Annotated in this window: 11 protein-coding genes; 10 read left to right on the top strand and 1 reads right to left on the bottom strand. The window is 56.1% G+C overall.

The annotated features are described in order from the left end of the window. The first annotated feature begins 12 nt into the window (after positions 1–12). The 7 genes from BLR08_RS18160 (at position 13) to BLR08_RS18130 (ending at position 15,060) form a co-directional block, all read left to right on the top strand. Positions 13–1,563: an extracellular solute-binding protein gene (locus BLR08_RS18160; protein ID WP_072335184.1), complete on the top strand. Its 1,551-nt coding sequence runs from the start codon at positions 13–15 to the stop codon at positions 1,561–1,563. A 119-nt stretch (positions 1,564–1,682) separates the two neighbouring features. Next, the gene (locus BLR08_RS18155; protein WP_072335187.1) at positions 1,683–3,494 is read left to right on the top strand and encodes a sensor histidine kinase; all 1,812 of its coding nucleotides are present in this window, start codon (positions 1,683–1,685) and stop codon (positions 3,492–3,494) included. A gap of 6 nt (positions 3,495–3,500) precedes the next feature. After that, positions 3,501–4,595: a response regulator transcription factor gene (locus BLR08_RS18150; RefSeq protein WP_072335190.1), complete on the top strand. Its 1,095-nt coding sequence runs from the start codon at positions 3,501–3,503 to the stop codon at positions 4,593–4,595. A 480-nt stretch (positions 4,596–5,075) separates the two neighbouring features. Continuing rightward, entirely contained in the window at positions 5,076–7,055 is a 1,980-nt protein-coding gene (locus tag BLR08_RS18145) for an S-layer homology domain-containing protein (RefSeq protein ID WP_072335193.1), read from the top strand. A gap of 19 nt (positions 7,056–7,074) precedes the next feature. Next, a complete protein-coding gene (locus BLR08_RS18140; RefSeq protein ID WP_176835550.1) occupies positions 7,075–10,209 on the top strand; it encodes a cohesin domain-containing protein in 3,135 nt (1,044 codons plus the stop codon). A 63-nt stretch (positions 10,210–10,272) separates the two neighbouring features. Continuing rightward, positions 10,273–12,987, top strand: coding sequence for a dockerin type I domain-containing protein (locus BLR08_RS18135; protein ID WP_072335199.1), 2,715 nt, complete (start codon positions 10,273–10,275; stop codon positions 12,985–12,987). Between the two features lie 15 nt (positions 12,988–13,002). Further along, positions 13,003–15,060, top strand: coding sequence for a ligand-binding sensor domain-containing protein (locus BLR08_RS18130; protein WP_072335202.1), 2,058 nt, complete (start codon positions 13,003–13,005; stop codon positions 15,058–15,060). Positions 15,061–15,230: 170 nt separating this feature from the next. On the opposite strand, the gene BLR08_RS18125 is transcribed toward BLR08_RS18130, so the two are convergent. Beyond that, on the bottom strand, positions 15,231–17,489 hold the full coding sequence (locus BLR08_RS18125) for an FAD-dependent oxidoreductase (protein WP_072335205.1): 2,259 nt from the start codon (positions 17,487–17,489) through the stop codon (positions 15,231–15,233). A 128-nt stretch (positions 17,490–17,617) separates the two neighbouring features. On the opposite strand from BLR08_RS18125, the gene BLR08_RS18120 reads away from it, so the two are divergent. The 3 genes from BLR08_RS18120 to BLR08_RS18110 all read left to right on the top strand — a co-directional run bounded on the left by BLR08_RS18120 (position 17,618) and on the right by BLR08_RS18110 (position 21,725). Further along, positions 17,618–18,409 (top strand): AraC family transcriptional regulator, encoded by a 792-nt coding sequence (locus BLR08_RS18120; protein WP_072335208.1) that lies wholly within the window; start codon positions 17,618–17,620, stop codon positions 18,407–18,409. A gap of 242 nt (positions 18,410–18,651) precedes the next feature. Continuing rightward, complete coding sequence (locus BLR08_RS18115; RefSeq protein WP_256257751.1) at positions 18,652–19,662, top strand: ABC transporter substrate-binding protein; 1,011 nt, start codon at positions 18,652–18,654, stop codon at positions 19,660–19,662. Then, positions 19,659–21,725 carry an iron ABC transporter permease gene (locus BLR08_RS18110; RefSeq protein ID WP_083537420.1) on the top strand — a complete coding sequence of 689 codons (2,067 nt, stop codon included), beginning with the start codon at positions 19,659–19,661 and terminating at the stop codon, positions 21,723–21,725. The genes BLR08_RS18115 and BLR08_RS18110 overlap by 4 nt, the downstream gene beginning before the upstream one ends. Positions 21,726–22,181 lie beyond the last annotated feature (456 nt).

Here is a 22,181-nt window from a genome sequence, read left to right as displayed (position 1 = left end):
GGGGATACAAGGATGTTCAAAGGGAAAAGGTGGATGCTTACGACAGCAACCGCAGCGCTGGTGCTGGCAGCGGGATGTACGAACGGCCAAGCGGGGACTGGCGGCGCAGACGGCACGGCACAACTGCAGGAATCGGCTGGGTCCGGGGAGCAGAAGACGCCGACGATCAAAATTTTTGCCCCGGATTTATCGAAAGCGGTGCCGGCCGGAAACCTGGCGCAGGACCCCACGGTGAAATATATGATGGACAAATCTGGCATGAACCTGAATATCAGCTTCCTGCCCAACGCGAATTATGTGGATCAGCTGAAGTTAAAGTTTGCCGCCAATGATTTTCCCGATGTGTATATGGGCTTCGGACTGACGCAAGGAGACGGCGCCCTGGACAATGGGCTGATCCTGCCGCTTAATGAGCTGATCGAGCAGCATGGGCCGAATCTCAAAAAATATATCCCGCAATACGCCTGGGATGCCGTGACGATCAACGGGAAAATCATGGGCATTCCCGAACCGAGCAATACGCCGTCTTCCCGTCTGTTTTATGTCCGTAAGGATTGGATGGATAAGCTCGGGATAACGAAAATGCCGGCCACCTCGGACGAACTGCTGGAGATGCTCCGCAAATTCCGCGACAGCGATGCGAACGGCAACGGGAAAAAGGATGAAATCGCCTTTACGATGCGCGAGAAATTTTCATGGACCGGGGACATGATCTGGGGCATGTGGGGAATTTCGCCTTATGAAGGCATTGAATACAACGGTGAGATCGTACCCGGGTTCGTGCATCCGAATTTCAAGAAAGGGCTGGCCTTCATGCAGACGATGCACAAGGAGGGTCTGCTGGATTCCGAATTCCTTGTCAATTCCTCGTCCATCTGGAAGCAGAAGATTGCTTCGGGGCTGGCCGGCTCCTGGGGTTTCACGCCGCAGGGCGCTTACGAATACCAGAAGGTGGTGCAGGACGGCTTGCCGGGCCAGAAGGTGGATGTCGTCACGATCCCGACGCCGCGCGGAACCGGCTATGACGGTCCGATCGGTTCGGTGAATTTTCCCGTCAACAAGACGTATCTGATTATGAAAAGCTCCAAGGACCCGGCGGCCGTGGTGAAGCTGTTCGATTGGCTGTTTAGCGAAGAAGGGCAGATCTTCTCCGAGCTGGGCGTGAAAGGCATCAACTACGGGGAAGAGAACGGCATCTACTTCTACAAAGAGGCGTCCGAGCAAGAGCAGAAGACGGAGTGGAGAGCCTTGTTCAAGATGCATGCCCATAATGAGGCGGCCTTTAACGCCAGATATACGGGAATTCAACGCGACAAGATGCAGCAGGCGATCAACATTTCCAATAAGGAAGGGTTAACCAGCCTGACGATGGGCATGCCGGCGGTCGGTCAAAATTTGTTTAATCTTTACTCCGAATTTCATGAGCCTGCGGCGAGAATTATTGCGGAAGGCGCGCCAGTCGAAGCGACATGGGAGCAGTTCGTCAAGGATTGGCGTGCGATGGGCGGCCAGGAGCTGATCGATGAGATGACGAAGTGGGTGAAGGAAAACAAACGAAAATAAGCGAGATAACTAGGGAGGAGCCGTTCCTTCCTAGTTATCGTTCTTGTCGTCCATTTAAGGTCCAAGGATAAAGTGGTAAAATGGGGAGAACAGCAGCGGCACTGTAGGAGCGAACGCTATTGTACATACTGAGCCAGATACGGAACAAGATGAAATGGAAGCTGATCGCCGTATTGTCGGCGCTAATCGTCGGGGTGGTCAGCTCCATAGGGATCGTCAGTTATTTGAAGATTTCGGCGATGGTTAAATATGACGTGCAGCGCTTAAGCAATCAGGTGCTCAAGCAGGCCAGCTTGAATCTCGAGAGGTACTTCTACAGCTATTCGCAAGGCTTTTTGCTTATTTCCGTAGCTCCGGATTTGGAGAAATGGCTGCAGCTCGACAAGGGGCGGGATCTGGATTCATATTTGCTGTTCCAGGACATCTTGAAGGCGTATGGGCAGCCGTTCTTTTTTCAGCATCCGGAAATTTTATCGATCACGCTCTATAACGAAAACGGAAATGAAATCAACCGCACGGTCCGCTATGGATTCAACAAGGATTATAAGTTTTATGTGTCGGATTTGGAGAGATATACGCAGACGGATAATTTCACGTTCGAGGTCGGGGTCAGCAGCAACTATGTGGACGAGGCGGGCAAGCCGATGGCGATCCCGGTCATTACGATGGTGAAGAAGCTGCGCTACGGCAAGCATACCGGATTTCTCAAAATTGACATTGACCTGGAGCCTGCGCTGAAAATCGTCAATGAACTAGAGCTGGGCGACAACGGGTACGGGTTCATCAGCGATGTGGGAGGCCATATTCTCGTGCATCCGGATCAGATGAAGATCGGTGACCGGCTTCCGGCCGATATGGCGGCGCAGATGCAGGATAAGCCGAACGGCGCTTTTTTCCGGGAAAACAACCGTGAATTCGTGCTGTTCGACTCGGTGCAGCCAACGAATTGGAGAGCCGTCGTCGTCGTTCCGTACCGGGAATTCGCCCGCAGCATTATCCTGATCAAGGAGATCACGCTGGTCATCGCCGTGGCGGCTTTATTCGTATCCATCGTGCTCGCCGTCGGCATCTCCTCCTCCTTCACGAAGCGGATAGCGAAGCTGAGGAAGACGATTAAATCGACCGTCCGGGGGCGATTTGACACGCGGGTGGACATTGAGGGAAGCGACGAAATTGCCGAGCTGGGCGTCGCGTACAATGCCATGCTGGAGGATCTGCAAAGCACGGTGAACGCGCTTGCGGAGTCGAAGGTGCAGCAGCAGCGGGCGATGCTGTCGGCGCTGCAATCGCAGATCGATTCGCATTTTCTGTACAATACGCTGGAATCAATTAATTCCTTGGCGAACTTGGCCGGGCATACCCAGATTGAAGACACGACGATCGCCTTATCCAAGATGCTTCGCTATACATCCGAATACAGCAGCACGGTCGTTCCGCTCAGCGACGAAGTGCGGCATCTGCAAAATTATTTGCATATTATGAAGATCCGGTTCGGCGATGAGCTGGATTACACCATTGCCGTTGATCCCGGATGTGACTCCGCCTATGGGTTAAAGGCGATGATGCAGCCGATTGCGGAGAACAGCATGAAGCACGGAGCGGTCCAGGACGTCCCTCTGCTGCTGACGGTTGCCGTGGAATGGGTCAGTATTCAGGGAGATCCGTACGTGAGCGTCGTGATGATGGATAACGGAAAAGGATTCCCAGAAGAGAAGTTGCAGGAGATCAGCGGCGAGATTAACCGGATCAATCTGTCTCCGCTGCAGCACGGCAATGCTCATATTGGGCTATTGAACACGCATTTCAGGTTGAAAATGTATTATCAGAACGATCCGCATGCCGGAATTTCGTTAAGCAATCGAACCGACTGTACAGGCGCCGTAGTGACGATCGTATTTCCCTTCCAGGGGGACATGCCAAGGACGAGGTGATCTTCGATGTATTATAGTTCGATTATTGTGGATGACGAACATTTAATCCGTTCCAGCTTGGCCAACAAGCTGGGGAGCTGCGACAGCGTTATTGCAGCGGGAAGCTCGTCCAACGGGGTGAAATGCTTGGAGTGGCTGGAGCAGCATTTTGCCGACATATGCATTACGGATGTCCGCATGCCGCATATGGACGGTCTGGAGCTTATTCAGCATATCAATGAGAAGTATCCTTGGATGAGCTGTATCGTCGTATCCAGTCACGATGATTTCACCTATGTCAGGAAAAGCATGCAGCTGCATGTCGTGGACTATGTGATGAAGCCTGTCGAGCTCAGTGTGCTGCAGCAGGCCGTCACCGTCACCGTCGACAGGCTGAAGCGAAGCAGGAAAGATAAGGCTGCCGCTATTTTTATGAGAAAAATATCGCACCAGTCCGGCATGCTGGAGCGCTGGGTGACGAATTTGCAGACGCTGCAGGAAGATAACATGTATATGCTGATCGTGGAAACGCTGGAAATGCTCGAGGGTTGGGCGGACGGTCAATATTACTTGCTCAACGAGCTGTCGATGGTTTGGCTGGAGTTCGTGCTGGAGGAAATCCGCAAATACCGCGTGGACGTGCAGTTGGACGAATACATAGGCGAAAGTCTGGAGCCATATGCGATTCCCCGCGAGCGCGCCCGGTTCGTCTTCCGGCTCGCCGCCGTCGGGCGAATGGAGGAAGCGGCCCGGCAAATGCTGAAGGCGATGAGGCAAGCAAAAGGCCGCTCCTCCAGCCGGACGATCGATCAGGTGAAAGCTTACTTGCAGCAGCATTATGCCGAAAAAATCAATTTGCAGGACGTTGCCGACGAGGTGGCGATAAGCCGCACGTATTTGGCCAATCTATTCAAGCAGGAGACAGGGAACACCATCTGGGGCTACCTGGTTGCCATCCGCATGCAGCGGGCCAGGGAGCTTTTGCTCACCAGCACGCTTAAAAGCTATGAGGTTGCCCTGCAGGTTGGGTATGAGAACAGTATTCATTTCTCCAAGCTGTTCAAGGACCACTATGGCTTAACCCCTATGGAGTTCAAAAAGAGAATGCACAGCACCTCGTAGAACGGCCGGCGATCATGCCGGTTTTTTTGTTGCTTGGGCATGTTGGGAGGGGGACGGTAGTAGCGGATGTTCCAGATGAAACGTCCATGTTTGCCCAATAGTGTGATGCGTTTATGCGATATTTCGCACAAACCCGACCCCAAGTGTAATGCGTTTAGACGATTTTCCGGTAACCGCTCAAATGTTCCTTTCATAGAGGGAATCCCCGCCAAGTACCTGATCCGAACTCGAAATAAATTCCCACTTTGTGGGGCTATTTTGTTTGTGATTGTATCGGTATGTCGAAACAATGCGGGTTTTGGCATGTTTTCTGATGCCTGAGGAAAGTCCGTAATATTGCATGGTAAATCGCACAATCGCCTCATTGTTGTCCATACGTTTGTCCACTAAACTTCACAGTGAAGAGCTGTAATACGTGAAGGGAGAGTGATTTGGAATGGCTCGCGCACGTTGTTCGAACACGGGGAAGGAGGTGTCTGATTGCTGAAAAAAGCGTTGTTCTCCTTATGCCTGATCGTCTTAAGTATAACCTTCTTAACCTCTCGCACTCATGCAGAGCCAGATACAGCAGCGGCAGCGGCAAAGCTAACCGGCTCCGCTGCTTCGCTGAAGGCGGGGGACAGCCTGACCGTCAGCGTGTCGCTTCAGCATGTTGCCGATGCTTATGGCGTCCAGTTTGAGCTGGTATACGATACAGCCAAGCTGAAGCTCTTGTCGAGGTCGGTTGCTGCCGGCTACAGCGACGCACGGGAGCTGGAGGCTGCCGGCACGGCCGCAGCTTTACCTTCCATGTATCCTTTATTGAGAAATAATATCGGGGATACAGGCTATAAGAGCAAGGTGGAATTGGCGTCTTTCACCATTCAGGCGCTTGAGCCGGGCAATGCTTCCGTCGGATTAACCGGGTTAAAGGTCGTTTCGACGGAAAGGTTCCTGAATGAATTCGGCAGAAACGACCTTCGCGTCATCCCGGTCCAAACGGATTCACCGCTGCAGCTGACGATCTTGGCCAAGGACTGGGGGACAGGGAGCGAACAGAGCGGAGGCTCCGGAGGCGGAGCAGGCGTACCTGCGGTAACATGGCCGGAAGCGCTGAAGGAGAACCCGAGCCGGGAGGAGCTTTCCCAAGCAGCGGATCAATGGCTGCGCTTGCTCCAGATGGCAGACACGGCTATTCCCTCTACCCGGCGAGAAGAGATGAACCTGCAGCTGGCACGCCTGATGGAACGACTGCTGGACCTCCCCCTACAAATTGCGCCTGGAACTGGAACGGGAACTGCGACTCAGACTGGGAACGCGGCAAGTCATTCGCAGGCTTACCTGACAGTAGATGCAAGCCTACTCAAGAAAGCCGTCCAAACAGCCGCAGGACTAATGGAAGCGGCGACGGCAAGAGGGCTGCAGGCAGACATGCCATCCTTTGTCCGGCTGCAAGTCCAAGGGAATGAAGCGATTCCCGTACGGATATCCGGCGAAGTCCTGCAAGCTTTATCCGATACGAATATGGCTGTCAAGCTGGAATCAGCCGGTGCTGCCCTGCTGTTCCCATGGAAATCTCTGAAGTCCGGTGATGCCTCCGCTTCCGATGTGGCGCTTACGATCCGGCCACGAACGGAAGAGGTGAGGACAGAGCGTGGCGCATCGTATCTGCCCGCTGCAGTCTACGAGTTTCAGGCCGAACGGCTAACGAACACCAGAGCGGAGCCGGTACCATCATTTGCCGACGGAGTTGAAGTGACCATCGCTTATGCCGGCGATCGTTTCGATGCGGAGAAGCTCGGCGTCTACTACTGGAATGAAACGAAAGGAGCATGGGAGTTCCTGAGAGGGGGCAAGCATGATCCGGCTCGTCATACATTTCAGCTTCGATTATCTCATTTCAGCAAGTATGGCGTGCTCGAATATGCCAAAAGCTACACGGACCTTGCCGATGTGTATGAAGAAGCGAGAAAGGCGATCGGTATATTGACCGCGAGACATGTGATCCAAGGCGTGGAAGACGACCGTTATGCCCCCTTCAAGCCGGTAACGCGCGCGGAGTTCGCCACCTTGCTGGCACGGGCGTTCGCCTGGGAAGAAGCTCCTTACAGCGGCGCATTTGCCGATGTGCAGGAGGGCGATTGGTTCGCTGGCGCTGTGGAAGCAGGGTATAAAGCCGGGGCCATACAGGGGGATGGAACAAGCTTTCATCCGCATGAACGCCTGACCCGGGAAGAAATGATTGTACTGCTGATGCGCGCCTATGCGAAGGTTCATTCGCTGCCCGAGCCTTCCACGGAGCTATTCCACGACGATGCGCTGATCAGTGGCTGGGCAAAGCCGGCCGTTTATCAGGCGCGTGCCCTCGGGTTTGTAAGCGGCGTCGGCTCCGGTCTCGCAGCTCCCGGACAGGAAACGAACCGGGCGGACACGGCGGTAGTCCTGTACAACATACTGAAAGCTATGGAGCTATCACGTTAACATGGAAGGGAGTCAAACCATGATTCGAGTAAAGTCTATGAATTGGATGGCCCTTGCTCTTTCCTTATCTGTGCTTTTGTCCTTGCTATTCGTTCCTAGAGCAGAGGCGGCCATCGGAACGACATTCGGCGCTCCCGTCGATCTGGGACCTAAGATCAAGTCGGCGACCTCGATCGCCATCTACGACAGTGTGGTCGGAGTGGAAGACGGGGTGAATATGCTGTACACGGTGCTGGCCGGCGAGCCCGCCCAATTCAATGTGATCAATCTGGATACCTACGCAGTCGTTCGCACGATACCGCTGCCTTCCGCCAAAGATTCCTGGTCGATGGTTGTAGCGCCCAACGGGTATGTGTATATTGCGGCGACCGGCGGGTATTTGTACCGGTATTCCCAGTCGACCAAGCTCTTGGAAGAGCTGGGCGTCATCAAGGCCGGAGAATCGGCGATATACGGATTGTCTTCCGACGAGGCAGGAAATATTTACGGAGGAACATATCCGAATGCGATCGTATGGAAGTTCGATCCGGCTGCTAGGCGCTTCAGCGATTATGGGCGCATGTCGGATACGAACAGCTATGTACGCTCGTTGGCTTATCATAACGGCTCGCTCTATGCGGGCATCGGCACGAGCGGCGCTCTGGTTAAGCTGAATCCGGACACCGGCCAAAAAACGCCGATTGAGCTGCCGGCGGTAACGGGAGCCACCTACGGGAACTATCCGTTTGTCTATCAGCTGGATGCCGTTGACAAGTATCTGTTCGCTCATTTGAGCGGAGGCGGGATTAGTACGCTGATTGTTTACGATATGGAGCTTGAGCGGTGGAGGCCCGAGCAGTTCCCGAATTTCCACGGCAATCGCGTATCGCAGGCGATGAACGGCAAGGCGTATTTCAAATTAAACGCGACCGGCGGCAATAAGCTTGTTGAACTGGATTTGGCCACTTTCGCGACAAGAGAAACATCCATGGTGCAGGGGTTCTCGATGAAAGGCGGCGGCTGGGTGAACTTTGCCGATCAGGCGGCGTTCCCGGGACCAACGCTCGTAAATACCTTATTTAACGGCGAAATCGGTTTGTTTAATATCCAGACGGAAACGTATACGGCAAAGCCAGCCATCCTCGAAGGGCAGCCGATTCCGATTCATGCCCTGGAGAAAGGCCCGAACGGCAAGCTGTATATGAGCGGGTATCCTGGCGGCTCAGCGGCTGTCTACGATCCGGCGACCGGGGTCAATCAAGTGTTTACGATGGGGCAGGCCGAAAGCATCGGATTTATCGGCAGCAACACGCTGTTTAATACGTATCCGCATGCCGAAATTTACCAGCTGGACAACACGCGCGACATCGGCAGCGGCAATCCGGTCAAACTGTTTACGATCGGGGAAGAACAGGATCGTCCTTATGTGAATATAACAGTGGGCAGCAAGATGTATATGGGCACGATCCCCGATTATGGCAAGCTGGGCGGGGCGCTGGTCGAATATGACTCGGCAGCGGTCGGCTCCGTCAAGCATAAGGTATACCGCAATGTCGTCCAAGATCAAAGCATCGTCGGTTTGGCCCATAAGGACGGTAAAATTTACGGCTCCACGACGATCCTCGGAGGTCTAGACAGCGAGCCGACGGCGACCGCAGCCAAGATGTTTATTTGGGATGCGGCCACGGGACAAAAAATCAAAGAATTTGCTCCCGTGCTGCCGGGAGCGGCGAAGGCGCCCAGGATGATCAGCGGGCTAACGTTCGGGTCCGACGGATTGCTGTGGGCGGCGGCTGACGGCACCATTTTTGCCATCAATCCCGACACGCAAGCTGTTGTCAAGAGCAAGGAGATTTACCCAGGCGTGACGGGCTACGGCATGTGGCGTCCGATTCATCTGCGCTGGGGAACAGATGGGTTGCTGTACACAGATCTGTACGGCAAGCTGACGATCGTCAATCCGCTTACGATGGAGCACCGCTCCTTAGGCATTAACACGCCATTGTTCACGCTGGGCGATGACGGGAATATGTACTATGCCGATTCTACCCACCTTATGATGATCCCGGTCACGCCGGGCAATAATGGAGGGCCGGTTGTTCCTGAGACGAATGTGTACAACGGAAGCTTCGAGATGGAGCTTGTAAACGGGCAAGCCCCGGGCTGGAGCCTGCTTTCGCAGCCGTCCGCGAATACTTCGTATTCGTACAGCAGCGAGCAAGCTTCCGGCGGAACGAGGAGCTTGAAGATCACGGATACTTCCACGACGGAGTCCATCCTGGTCGGAAGCGATCCGATCGCCATACTGCCCGGCGAGTCCTATAATGCAAGCGCCAAGTTATATATCGATACCGGGCGCACAAGTTTCTTGTTCCGGTTCTATGACGCCGACGGCAAACAAACGGGTTCGGATTTGGTCACCCACATCTCGACCGGCTTGAAAACATGGCAGGACGTGCAGCTTACGGGCAAGGCTCCGGCCAATGCGAAAACGGCTCGGGTATTTGCATCCGTTTCCCTGCTCTATACGACTACTTCCTATTATGACGACTTCCAGCTTACCGGCAAATTCCCGGATACGGCGGCGAAGGCAGGGACGCTGAAACTGGATATCCCGGGCGCAACAACGGAGAAAAACAGTCTGCTTCCGGTCAAGGTTAAGGTGGAGAACGCCAACCAGCTGTATGCCGTCACAGCGAGTGTTTATTATGACCCCGCAAAGTTCACGGTGGATCAGGTCAGTGTAGCCGACGCGTTCAAAAATGGGAATGAAGTGTTTTTCCAATATAACACGGCAACTCCCGGGCAAGTAAAGCTGGTGGCGTCTCAGCTTGGCGATCATGTGATTAGCGGAAATGCGGATATTGCCGTCATCACCTTGAAGGCGGTCCAGGCAGGTACAACGGAGGTGACGCTGTCCAAGTTCTCCAAGCTGGCGAAAGCGGACGCGGATCAAACCGGCAAGGCCGATTCGCCGGAGCAGGATATTAAGGTATCCGTGCAGATCGTCCAAGATTTGTCCGATGTGAATGAAGACGGAACTGTCAATATGATCGATCTTGTCATCGTCGCCAAATCGGTCGGAGGAGCGTACAACGCCAAGCATGACTTGAATAATGACCATAAAGTCGATGTTCAGGACCTTGCCGTATTGTCGCTGCGTTTACTGCAATAACGCATTTGTCACAGGGCCGCCGTCAGGCGGCCTCTATTTTCCGGCCATGAAGGAGGAGTAGATTTGGAACGTTATTTGGAACGGCATTTGGAAAGCGGGAAACGAACGGTTGGATTAGCGGTCATTTTGTGCGTCTTGCTGGCTGCAGCGCTGCTTGCTTCCGCGCCTGTATCGCAAGCTGCCGCACAGTCCTGGCATGGCAAAAGCTTCGGCAGCCCGGTCGATTTGGGAGTTCCCACCTATTCGATTTCGATCAATGATGCAGTGTTCGGCAAGGAGGACGGCAGGGAGGTCTATTACAGTACGGTATCCTCGAATAATGCCGTATTTAATGTGGTGGATGTCCGGGACAACAAGCTGCTGCGCTCGTTCGAGCTGACCGGGGTAGCGCAATCCTGGCGGCATGCCATCGCTCCGGACGGTACGGTATATATCGCTGGCATAACAAGCAGCAATCGTGGCGAGTTATGGAGCTATTCGCCTTCGACCAAAACGGTGCAGAAGCTCGGAGAACCGATTCCGGGAGAAAAATCGCTCTGGTCGATGACGGTCGATGAGGAAGGCAACATATATGGCGGCACGTTCCAGAGCGGCAAGGTATTCCGGTACGATCCGGTGGCGCGTACGTTCCGAGATTACGGGACGATGGTTCCCGGGCAGGAATATGTCAGGTCCATGGCCTACTACAAAGGCTTCCTTTACGCGGGAATAGGCTCCGTAGGCCAAGTGGTCAAGCTGAATGTGATGACAGGCGAGAAAACCGTCATCTCTCAAGACGTGCCCGGTATACTGGGCGTGACTCCCGACAAAGTTCCATTTGCTTACGATATGGCAGTTGTGGATGGAACATTGCTGGTGCGCTTTTCCTACGATACGACAAACGAGCTGCTCTTCTACGATCTGGAAAAGCAGCAATGGGTGAACAAAAAAGTTGGCAGCGTCATCAGCGGTGAAACCGGAATCGGCGTATTCGGCTTTAATCAGCTGACATCTCTGGACGGAAAATTGTACATCGTAGGCAACCGTAAGCTCGTGAAACTGGACATGAATACCTTCGAGGCCCAATCGACGTCGATCAGCTTCGGCTCATCCCTGCGCGGGGCGGAATGGATTGAATTTACAGACGACCCTGCGTATCCGGGCAAATCGCTCGTTACGTCCACAAGCAACGGGAAGCTGGTCATTATCAATGTCAAAGACGGGCGCCGCAAAGACCTGCCGGCTGTCGTGAAGGGAGCGCCGAATCCGCTTCACAACCTGGAGCAGGGGCCGGACGGCAAGCTGTATATGAGCGGATATCCCGGCGGCATAGGAGCGCAGTATGATCCGAAAACGGGAACGAAGGTCAATTTCACCTTGGGGCAATCCGAAGGCATGGTTGGTCTGGGCGATTATATGTATTACGGCGTGTATCCTGGAGCCATTATTTATAGAAGCAAACTATCCGATCCGGTTCCTGCGGTCGAGCAGGTATTTCAAATCGGCTCGGACCAGGACCGTCCGTATGTCATGATCGCGGCGGACAATAAGCTGTTTATCGGTACGATTCCGGGTTACGGCAAGCTCGGCGGGGCATTGACGATCTACGATCCGGCAACCGGCGTCAAGAAAGTATATACGAATATCGTGCACAATCAAAGTATTACAGGGCTTGCCTATCGCGACGGTATTCTGTATGGTTCGACCAATGTATACGGCGGCCTCGGCATTGAAAAAACCGAAACGAAAGCAAAAATGTTCGTCTGGGATGTCGCGCAGGAAAAGAAACTGGCCGAATTCACCCTCGATCTGCCGGAGCTGGATAAGCCTCCGATGATTACGGGCTTGACGTTTGGCCCCGACGGCTTGTTATGGGGGAACGTCGATGGCATCGTGTTCAAAATGAATCCGGATACGTACCAGATCGCAGGCTACAAGGACATATATCCGAGTGTGAACAACTACGGCTTCTGGCGTCCTTATCACCCGCATTGGAGCAAAGACGGCCTGCTTTATGTGGATTTGGCTGATATCATTACGGTCGTGGACCCGGTTACGATGGACTTTGTGCAGCTCAGCCCTACCGGCAAGGAAATTGCCTTCTTCAATCTGGCGGAGGATGAGAGCGGCAACGAAAGCATTTACTATACCGATGGCGCGAATCTGATGAAAATTCCCGTTGCCCCGGACGATACCGGCTCGGGAGCGGGGGCGCCGGCTAAGCTGCAGCTGAATATGCAGCCGTCCGGAAGCTTGGAATCGCCGCTTGAAGTGCGGATTGTAACGGAGCAGACGGATCGACTTTATGGAGCCAAGGCTGTGTTGCAATACGATCCGGCCTACTTTAGCGTAAAGTCGGTTGAGTCCGGATTTGCCGCCGGCCAAGGATTTTTTACATGGAAAGATGATGGGGGCAAGCTGACCGTGCTGGCGACGCATACAGGAAGCGGGCAATTCCGGGATGGCGATCTTCTCGCTCGCGTCGTGCTGGAGCCGGCAGGAAAGAGCGGACGTACGGAGCTGACGCTTTTGAAGAACTCCGAGCTGGTAAGAAGCGATGCGGACCAGACCCGCGCTATTTTCAATCCGGAGGCTGCGATTGCCCGATTTTATGAGCTTCTGAAGTATCGGATTGAGGATGTCAATCAAGACGGCACGGTTGATGTTGTCGACATGGTCACTGTAGCGAAAATGGTCGGCAAAGCACCGACAGGAGAACTGCAAAGTCTGGACGTCAACCGGGACGGGGTTATCGATATAAGCGATTTGGCCTTGCTTGCCATGGTCATTCTTAAGTAGGCTGAGGGGGGCATTATGACATCAGGCAGGAATTTGGGAGCCATAGTCACAGCAAGATTCGGGCAGGCGGCAGTCATACGCACTTACGGGGGAGAGCCGACTGTCTTTTTTGTAAGCAACGGTTCGCCTGCGGTATTTCAAGAGTTCGAGCTGCACACGGGCAAGCTGCTTTTCCGGCATGCGATAGAGGAATCCGACTGCTGCTGGGCCATATGCGTTTCCGATGAAGGGCTGGTTTATTTTAGCGCAGCGGGAGACGGATCGTTGTTCCGGTATGATCCTGTAAGCAGGCTGGTGGAAAAGGTCGGCCATAACCCTTCCGATGATTGGGTATGGCAGTTGGGCTATCGTGAGGGGAGGGTGTACGGCGGAACGTATCCAGGCTGCAGCATGTTTGCGTACGACGAGGAAACCGGACAGTTTCGCGATTACGGTACGGTCATGCCGGGACAGCAGTATGTGCGGGGATTCGCCGTAAGCGAAGAGTGGCTGTATGCAGGTATCGGCAGCAGCAAGGGAGTTGTCCGTATTCACCGGGAGACGGGCGAACGCGAGGAGCTTGCGCTTGCAGATGTGAGCGGACGGTCGGGGTTCGTTGACCGACTATGGGTCGCAGGCGGACAGTTATTTGTTTCCTGCGATTTTGCCCAGGTTCATGTGTATCGGCTGCCGACGCTGGAGAAGCTGGGCGCTTTCGTCAGCGATGGCATGCTGTCGGAGCCTGCCGATGCTGACGGGGATTACTTGTATTTTAAAGCAGGCGGCAAGCTTCGGCGGTGGAGGCTGTCTGCTTGCAGAGTCGAAGATACAGGAATTGACTCCCTTCCTGAAGGCAGAGTGAAGACGATGACGTGGCTGCACCCAGAGGGGGCTGTCGAGCGGGCAGGTGAGCGAGTAGACGGGAGGACAGGTGAGCGGGCAGACGAGCAGGCAAGCGTATCCGACACCGCCCAAACGTCGTCGGTGGGCGCTGAACGGGGGGAAGCGGAAGGTCTGCAGCTGGCATTAGTAACGGTCTATGGGGAGGTAGCTTTAATCGGGCTGACAGGCAAACAGGTTGCCTCCTATAGGCTGCCGATCGAAGAGCAGCCCATCGAAATTCAAAGTCTGGAGACGGGGCCGGACGGTCTGCTGTATATAGGCGGCTACCACCGCGGGCTTGCCATTTATCATCCCGATGAGAATCGCGTCGTGAAGCTTATCGAAACGTTTCCGCAGACAGAAGCCATCGGCTTCTGTATGGGGCAGGTATATATGGGGACGTATACGAAGGCGAAGATGTACCGGTACGATCCAGTTCACCCGGTTGATTTTGGGATGCATAAGGGGGCGAATCCGGAGTGGATCGGCGATATCGGCCATAACCAGGATAGGCCGTTCACTTTGGCCTCGGGGGACGGCAAGCTGTTCGCCGGTACGATTCCCGATTACGGGCAGCGCGGAGGCGCGCTGGCTGAGTTTCATCCGCTTGCTCGAACCTGGAAGATTTATCCCGATGTCGTAGAGGATCACAGCATTATCGGCTTGGCTTACAAAGACGGGCTGCTGTTCGGCGGAACCTCGTTATGGGGCGGACTAGGCTCCGAGCCTGCGGACGGGCCGGCCAAGCTATTTATTTGGGATGTGGCCAAGGGCCGCAAAATAGCGGAGTTTGTGCCCGACATTCCGGAGCTGGATATGCCGCCTCGCATGATCGGGGAGTTGTCCATCGGACCGGAAGGCAACCTCTGGGGCGTTATCGACGGCACCTTGTTCGTGATGAATCCGGCTGCCTGCAAGCTGATCAAAAGCAAGGTCATCATACCCAGCGCTTACCGGTACAGCAAGTGGCGTCCTATTTTTTTGCGGTGGGGACCTGACGGTCTTCTGTATACGACGCTGGGCAGAAAATTGATCGTCGTCCATCCGGAAACATTGGTTTTCGTCGAGCTAAGCGATATGATCGTCGGCAACATGACCTTGGACCGCAAGGGCCGAATCTATGTCGCCCAAGGGGCTGAGCTGGTTGCGATAGACCCGCCGGAGGGGATATTCGGGCAGCTTGATGACAGGATAATTCGTCCTGTCAATTAGCCGGACTCAACTGGCTCTATTTCAATCACACGACAAAGCCTCCGACGCCACTTGGAGTAAGTGGACGGGCGGAGGCTTTGCTGTAGGTGGTGAGCCGGCTTATGGCACGCCCATATGGCACGCCCATATCGCATGCCGCTGCCGGGCAGCTCTGCGAGCCGGGGAAACCTCTAGGCGTATACCCGAATCTCGACCACCTCGGCGCGCGGCGCGCCGTTAGTGGATTCGACGACCAGCCGGAGCGCTCCGGAAGAGATTGGTCCGTTTAGCGTATGCACCCGCTTGCGCTTGCGGTTGCCCTGCTCGGCGACAAGCGTCTGCCACTGTCCGTCCACCTCGGCTTCGATCCGGTAATCCTTCACCAGCTCGGGGATGACTTCGAAGTCGGTGCGATGATGATGCAGGTTGATAAGGTCCTCATTCACATCATCGTTGAAAATAAGCTCCACGCTGCCGAGCTGCTGCGGTTCGCTCCATCGCAGCTCCAGCCACTCCGGCTTGCCGGCGGTCAGCTCCTCCGAGCTCCACAGATGCGGTCCGCCGTAAGGGCGGTTGTAGCCGTCGATGACGTTCTCCGGACGATAGGCCGCTGTGCCGGTTTCCGCCGGAAGCCGGAAGCAGAACGGCTGACGCGCCTTGCCCCGCATGCTCCACTTGACGACAAGCTGCTCAGGCGAGTGATCCTCCAGCGTCGAGGCGGCGGCATGGGCCTTCTGACGGTAGAGGGGCAGCACGCCGGATTGCAGGCCGTTTGCCAAATGGACAGCCGCATGCTCGTTGGCCCGGATGATGATAAAAGCGTTCTGGGCTTGCTCCGGCTGCCAGACGAGATCGAAGCGCACCCACTGCTCCTGCCCGGCGGCCACAGTTGCCGACGCGGAGGCTTGCAGCGCGTGCGGGACATAATTTTCCCCGCGTCCGGTATCCCAAGCCTCTACTGTCAGCGTCGTTTCCCGGGCGGCGTCGATCAGCAGCTCCAGTCCGTTCAGCGCCGGATCGACCGGCAGAATCAGCGCCACATCCCCCGAGGTAAGCGGATAAGTTCCCGCCGATCCGGCAACTGCCAAGGCGCTTAATGTGGTGGAAGCGGCAACGCGCGCCTGCCGGGCCAGATCGAGCGGGTCATGCGAGGCGATGCCGATGATGGAGGCGTCCTGGCGCAGCAGCGTTTGCAGCAGCTCATCCAGATGCTCGGCATGCAGCGTGCGCGGCGACACTTGCTTCTGCACGCAGAGGGCGGCGCCGGTGCCCGCCGCTTCTCCGCCTACCGCGCAGGTAGCCATAACCCGCGTCGTCCCGAAGGCGACATGAGTTGCGCTAATATTGCGGCCGGCGAACAGCAGGTTGCCGACATTGACCGAATACAGCGAGCGGAACGGGATATGGTAGATGCCGTCCGCATGGAGATGCTTCGAGCCGCTTTCCGTCGAATAAACGCCTTGGGGCGGATGCAGGTCGATCGACCAGCCGCCGAAGGCGACGCGATCCTCGAACGGGCGCTGTGCGAGAATATCGTTCTGATTCAATACATAATCGCCGAGGAAGCGGCGGTATTCCCGTTTGCCCGGCAAGGAGCCGACCCATTCCAGCGTCATATTCTGCGAGTCGAAATTGCCCGAGTTTTTGATATAATCCCAGATGCCGTAAATGACAGCCCACAGCTCGTCGCGGATACGCTCGTTGTCATGCACGATGTCGAGCTCGCCGCCCCATTCGATCCACCAGTAGGCGCAGCCGTTGTCGCCGCTCCTGATCACGCGCTTAAGCGGAATATTCGTTTTGGTGATATCGATGGCGAAGGACGGCTTGTGATACTTGACCGGACGTCCGGCATCCTTCGTATAAAACAGCAGGGTGCTGCCGAGCGTGATATCGTCCGCCACTTCAGGCGCCCAGTCCTCGTTGTACTCGCTGCGCGCTTCCCGGCCGATCCGGTATTTGGCTCCTGCGAGGAAGCCGATCAGTCCGTCCCCGGTGCAATCCAGGAAGATCTCGCTCTCCATCCGGATGCGCCGCTCCGAGCCCATCATCCAGCCGGTCACCGACAGAATGCGGCGGTCGTCCGCGTCGCCCTCCGCCTCAACTTCGTGAACGTCCGTATTGAGCAGCAGCCGGATATTGGATTCGGCGCGCACCGCCTCCAGCAGCACCAAATCCCAGAAATACGGGTTGCCGTCGATGTTGCGGTATTGGTTCTCGACGAACAACTCGCCCATGATACCGGTTTCACGAGCGTACCGGTTAGTGCCGTGCGCGGTCGCTCCGCATACCCAGACGCGAACCTCGCTGCTGGAATTGCCGCCAAGAACTGGCCGGTTATGGACGAGGGTTACGGTCTGGCCCAGCCTGGCTGCCGCGATGGCGGCATTGATGCCGGACAACCCTGCGCCGACGACGGTAATATCGGATTTTATCGTTTCCTGAAGCATGGAGAACACCTCTTCTGGATTAATGTAATATCTATAATTTCATATTAAGTGATTTGGTTTTGCAATGTAATGCATGGAATTTCAAAATCGTTTATACTTTATTTCATATGCAGAAAGGAGGCGGTCGGATGCGGCCCGTCAGGCTGGTATCGCATATGTATTGGCATCGGAAGCATCAGTTTGCTCTGGAGCATGATACGTACGAGTATTGGACGATGTTTGTTCCGGAAGAGGGCAGCTTCGCCTTCCGGATCGGCGAGCATACGGGGGAGGCGTCTGCGGGGGATGTCGTCCTCTGTCCGCCCAAAGTACCCTTCCACCGCCGGGTTGCGGAGCCGGTATCGTTTCATTTTATTCATCTGGAGCCGGAGACTGACCCGCTGTCTCCCGATATGCCGGCTATCGCCGGGCGATGGACGTTTCAGGACAAGCATAGACTGGCATCGACCTGCCAGCTGCTGCATGGAAGAGGAGTAAGCGCGCCGACAGATCGCGAGCTGTTGGCGAGCCATGCCGTAAACGATCTGTGGCTGTGGATGCTGCTGGAGAGAATGCCGGAGTCCTCCGGACAGGCCGGCGATTCGCTGCCGCGTTCCGGCGATCCGCTGATGGATCGGGCGAGAGAATTCATCGCCCGTCATGCCTGCGAGACGCTGCATCTGCGCGAGCTGGCGGGTCGGCTGAATATGACGCCAGTGCAGCTGACGAGACGGTTCCGGGCCGCATTTGCCACAACGCCGATCGACTATGTGACGCAGCTGCGTCTGGAGCGAACCTGCCGTCTGCTGGAGGAAACCTCCTTGAGTCTTGAGCAGATCGCTCCGCAATGCGGCTATGAGAACGGCTATTACCTCAGCCGCGTTTTCTCCAGAAAGAAAGGCATGACGCCTTCCGCATACCGGAAGCTTCATCGGATCTAAAAGTCCATGGAGCAAGAAGCCGGAGAGCCGATGAAGAGTTGAAGCGGCGGGTGGATACCTCGGTCGGCCGCAGGCCGCGCATTGTTCATCGGACTTCTATTCGGACTTCTATATGGAAGAAAGCGACGAGGAAGCGGCAGAAAGCTATTGACATCTTTCATGATAACGATTATCATTTTCAGTTGTGTATAGGCAATAGTTTCTTAATATTATTGTTGATCAGGATAAGGGGGATTCATGTAGTGAGAACGTTCAGCAAGCCGATTATTGTTATTTTGTCTTTGATGCTTATGCTCCTGGCAACTGCGTGCGGAGCGAAAAGCGAGCCGGCAAAAGAGGCCGAAAAGCCGGCGGCGGGCGCCGGACAAGAGGCTTCGTCCGGCGTCAAGACGATCAAGCACGCGCTTGGAACCGCAGAGATCAAGGGAACGGTGAAGCGGGTCGTCGCGTTGGAATGGTCTATGGTCGAGCATCTGCTGGCCGTCGGCGTGCAGCCTGCCGGCATTGCCGATATCAAAGGATACAATACGTGGGTCAATATCGCTCCGAAGCTGGATGCCGGGGTCGTTGACGTAGGCTCGCGAACGGAGCCGAATCTGGAGGCGATTGCCGCTTTGAAGCCCGATCTGATCGTCGCTCCGGACTTCCGGATCAAGACCAGCTACGAAGCTTTGAATAAAATTGCGCCTACCATCGCCTTCAATCCGTATCCGGCGGAGGGAGAGGGCAACCAGTATGAGGCGATGATCAATACCTTCAAGACGATAGCCGATCTGACAGGTAAACAGGCTGAGGCCGACAAGGTGATCGCGGATGTCGAGAAGTCGTTCGCAGAGTCGAAGGCCAAGCTTAAAGAGAAAGGCAAGGAAGGCGCGGAGGTTGTGGTCACGCAAGCCTACTCGCAGCAAAATGCCGCCGTGATGCGCTTGTTCACGGATAATTCGATGCTGGTGCAGATCATGAACCGCATCGGACTGAAAAATGCGTTCAAATCGTCGAAGTACGAAGCGAACGGCTTCTCGACTGCGAGCGTCGAGGCGCTGCCTGCCGTGCAGAACGCCAACTTTATTTATATCGTGCAGGATAACGACAATATTTTCGAGAAGCAGCTGAAGGACAATGAGGTTTGGAAAGGGCTCACCTTTGTCAAGGAAAACCGCACCCATAAGCTGCCGGGCAATACATGGACCTTCGGCGGTCCGCTGTCGGCCAAGTCCATCGCTGACCTGGTTACGAACGCCCTGACCCAATGATTCACGCAGCGACGGACAAGGCCCCGGATCATCCGATCCGGTCGGCCGGTTGGAGAACGGCACTTGTATTCGGGGGCGGCCTGCTGGTACTGGCCGCTCTCCTTTTCGTAAGCTTGATCTACGGGGAGGCGGACATCTCGCTCGCGCAAGTCGTCGCCGCGCTTACCGACCCGCAGAATGATGCGGCTCATCATATGATACGCGGCGTGCGGCTGCCGAGAGCGGTCATGGGGCTGCTGGCCGGTGCGGCGCTCGCTGTGTGCGGCGCCCTGCTGCAGACGATTACGCGCAATCCTCTGGCTTCGGCGTCCACGTTCGGCTTGAACGCGGGCGCGTATTTCGTTATTATGGCGGCGGCTGTTTTCTTCCCGGCTCTCAAGGCGAACGCGCCGCTTCTCCTTGGCTTCATAGGGGCGCTCGGCGCTGCGGCCATGACTTACGGCATAGCGGGCGGGAAAGCGAGCACTCCGGTGCGGATGGCCGTCTCCGGGATGATCGTCGGCCTCGTGCTCTCCGCCTTCACGAGTGCTCTGCAGCTGTTTTTCGAGCAGCAGGCTTCGCAGCTTCTCTCCTGGGGGGCCGGATCGCTCGTACAGAATGATTGGAGCGGCGTACAGTATGCCTGGCCGTGGATAGCGGCCGGCCTGGCCTTCGTGTTGGCGTATGCCCGCGGCTTCGATTTGCTGGAGCTGGGGGATGAAGCGGCCCGCTCGCTCGGACAGAGGGTCGATGCGGCCCGTTTCGCGGGGCTGGCGGTTTCCGTTCTACTGGCGGCCGTCACGGTCAGTGTCGTCGGGCCGATCGGGTTCGTCGGCCTGATCGCTCCGCATCTGATGCGCTTGATGGGCATACGCCGCCATCTGCTGCTGCTGCCGGCCAGCGCCTTGTGGGGGGCGGTCATTCTGGTCGGAGCGGACACGGTCGCCCGGATGTTCCGCAGCTCGCTCGGGGAGCTGCCGGCCGGGGCTGTCACTGCGGCGATCGGAGCCCCGTGGCTGATTTGGCTGGTTATCCGGGCCCGCAAAGGGCAAGCCTCCGCGGATAGCGGCTCCTCCATGAGCGTAGGAGCTACGGGGACGCGTGTTCCTTATCCTGTGCTTGTAGCCGGTATGCTTATTGTGCTCGTCATTCTTATGACAGCCGGCCTGATGGCAGGGACGCTAAAGCTATCCGTTGTCCAGATCGTGCAGGTCGTCAGCGGCGGCGGCGGAGAGTTTGAGCGCAGCATCATAATGGACTTGCGCCTGCCCCGGCTGCTGGTCGCCGCATTTGCCGGCGCTGCGCTGGCTGTTGCGGGTTCCATGATGCAGGGGGCGCTGCGCAATCCGATCGCCGATCCGTCCGTGCTCGGGGTGACCTCCGGAGCCGGCTTCGGGGCGCTGGCGGTTATGGTGCTGTGGCCGCAAGCCTCCGCTGCGATGCTTCCTGCAGGCGCTATCGCGGGAGCGGCAGCGGCGGCCTTGTGCGTGTACGCGTTCTCGTGGCGCAAAGGCTTGCAGCCCGTCTCGCTTATTCTCGTAGGGATCGGCGTATCGGCGATAGGCACGGCAGGCATCCAGTTTCTGGTCATCAAGTCGGGCATCGCGGCTGCGCCGGCACTGGCCTGGCTCGCCGGCAGCACCTATGCGCGCGGTTATGATGAGTGGTTTCGGCTCGCCGTCGTTATGGCCGTGCTGGGGCCAATCGCCTGGTGGCTGGGCCGCAGAATAGACCTGCTTGCCTTCGGCGACCAGACCTCGCTCGGTCTAGGGCTGAAGCTGCAGCGCACGAGGCTGCTCGCTACGGTCATCGGGGTAGCCCTGGCCGCAACGGCCGCTTCCAGCGTCGGTTCCATCGGCTTCATCGGTCTGCTCGCTCCCCATGCGGTCCGTGTGCTGGTCGGCCAGCATCACCGCAGGGCCGTCCTGCTGTCTGCGATAACGGGGGCCGTGCTGCTCGCGGCGGCCGATCTGATCGGGAAAACGGTCATGGCGCCCAAGGAGATTCCGGCAGGCATTGTCGTGGCGCTGCTCGGAACGCCCTACTTGCTGATGCTGATGTACCGCAGCGCCGTGCGGAAATGACCTGCACAGTCCTAACGCCGGATGAGCTGCCCTTGTTAAATATGCGAAAGCCGTTTGGGCCCGTGATTGCATAACGTTGCAAGGGAGTCGGGGTTCCAAGCTTGAGCTGTTTTCTTCCCACGGACCGTATCGTGAAATGATCCTAAGAGCCATGATGCTTCGGTTGCGGTTGCCGCGATCTGCGCAAGGGGCGACACCGCTTCATTTCTCTGCGAATAGGAGGCGTTCAAGCACCCTTGATGATATCAAGTTGCAGGAACGTCCCCCATACGGGCATGGCTAAAAAATCGCCTCTTATGAACCGCATCCCAATCGTTAGACATCATCTAACGATTGGAGGTGCAGCTCATTCGTGGGTGATTTTTTTGTAAATTTTTGGGCGTATTAGCTTCGCCGGACATCTAAAAGAAGCCGGCAGGCGTTTATCCTCGGTTGGTGAAAACGTGACCATATATT

This window comes from Paenibacillus sp. cl123, from assembly GCF_900101595.1.
Classification (GTDB): Bacteria; Bacillota; Bacilli; order Paenibacillales; family NBRC-103111; genus Paenibacillus_G.
The sequence above is the reverse complement of the archived record's forward strand: the minus strand, read 5'-3'. Positions and strand labels throughout refer to the sequence as shown.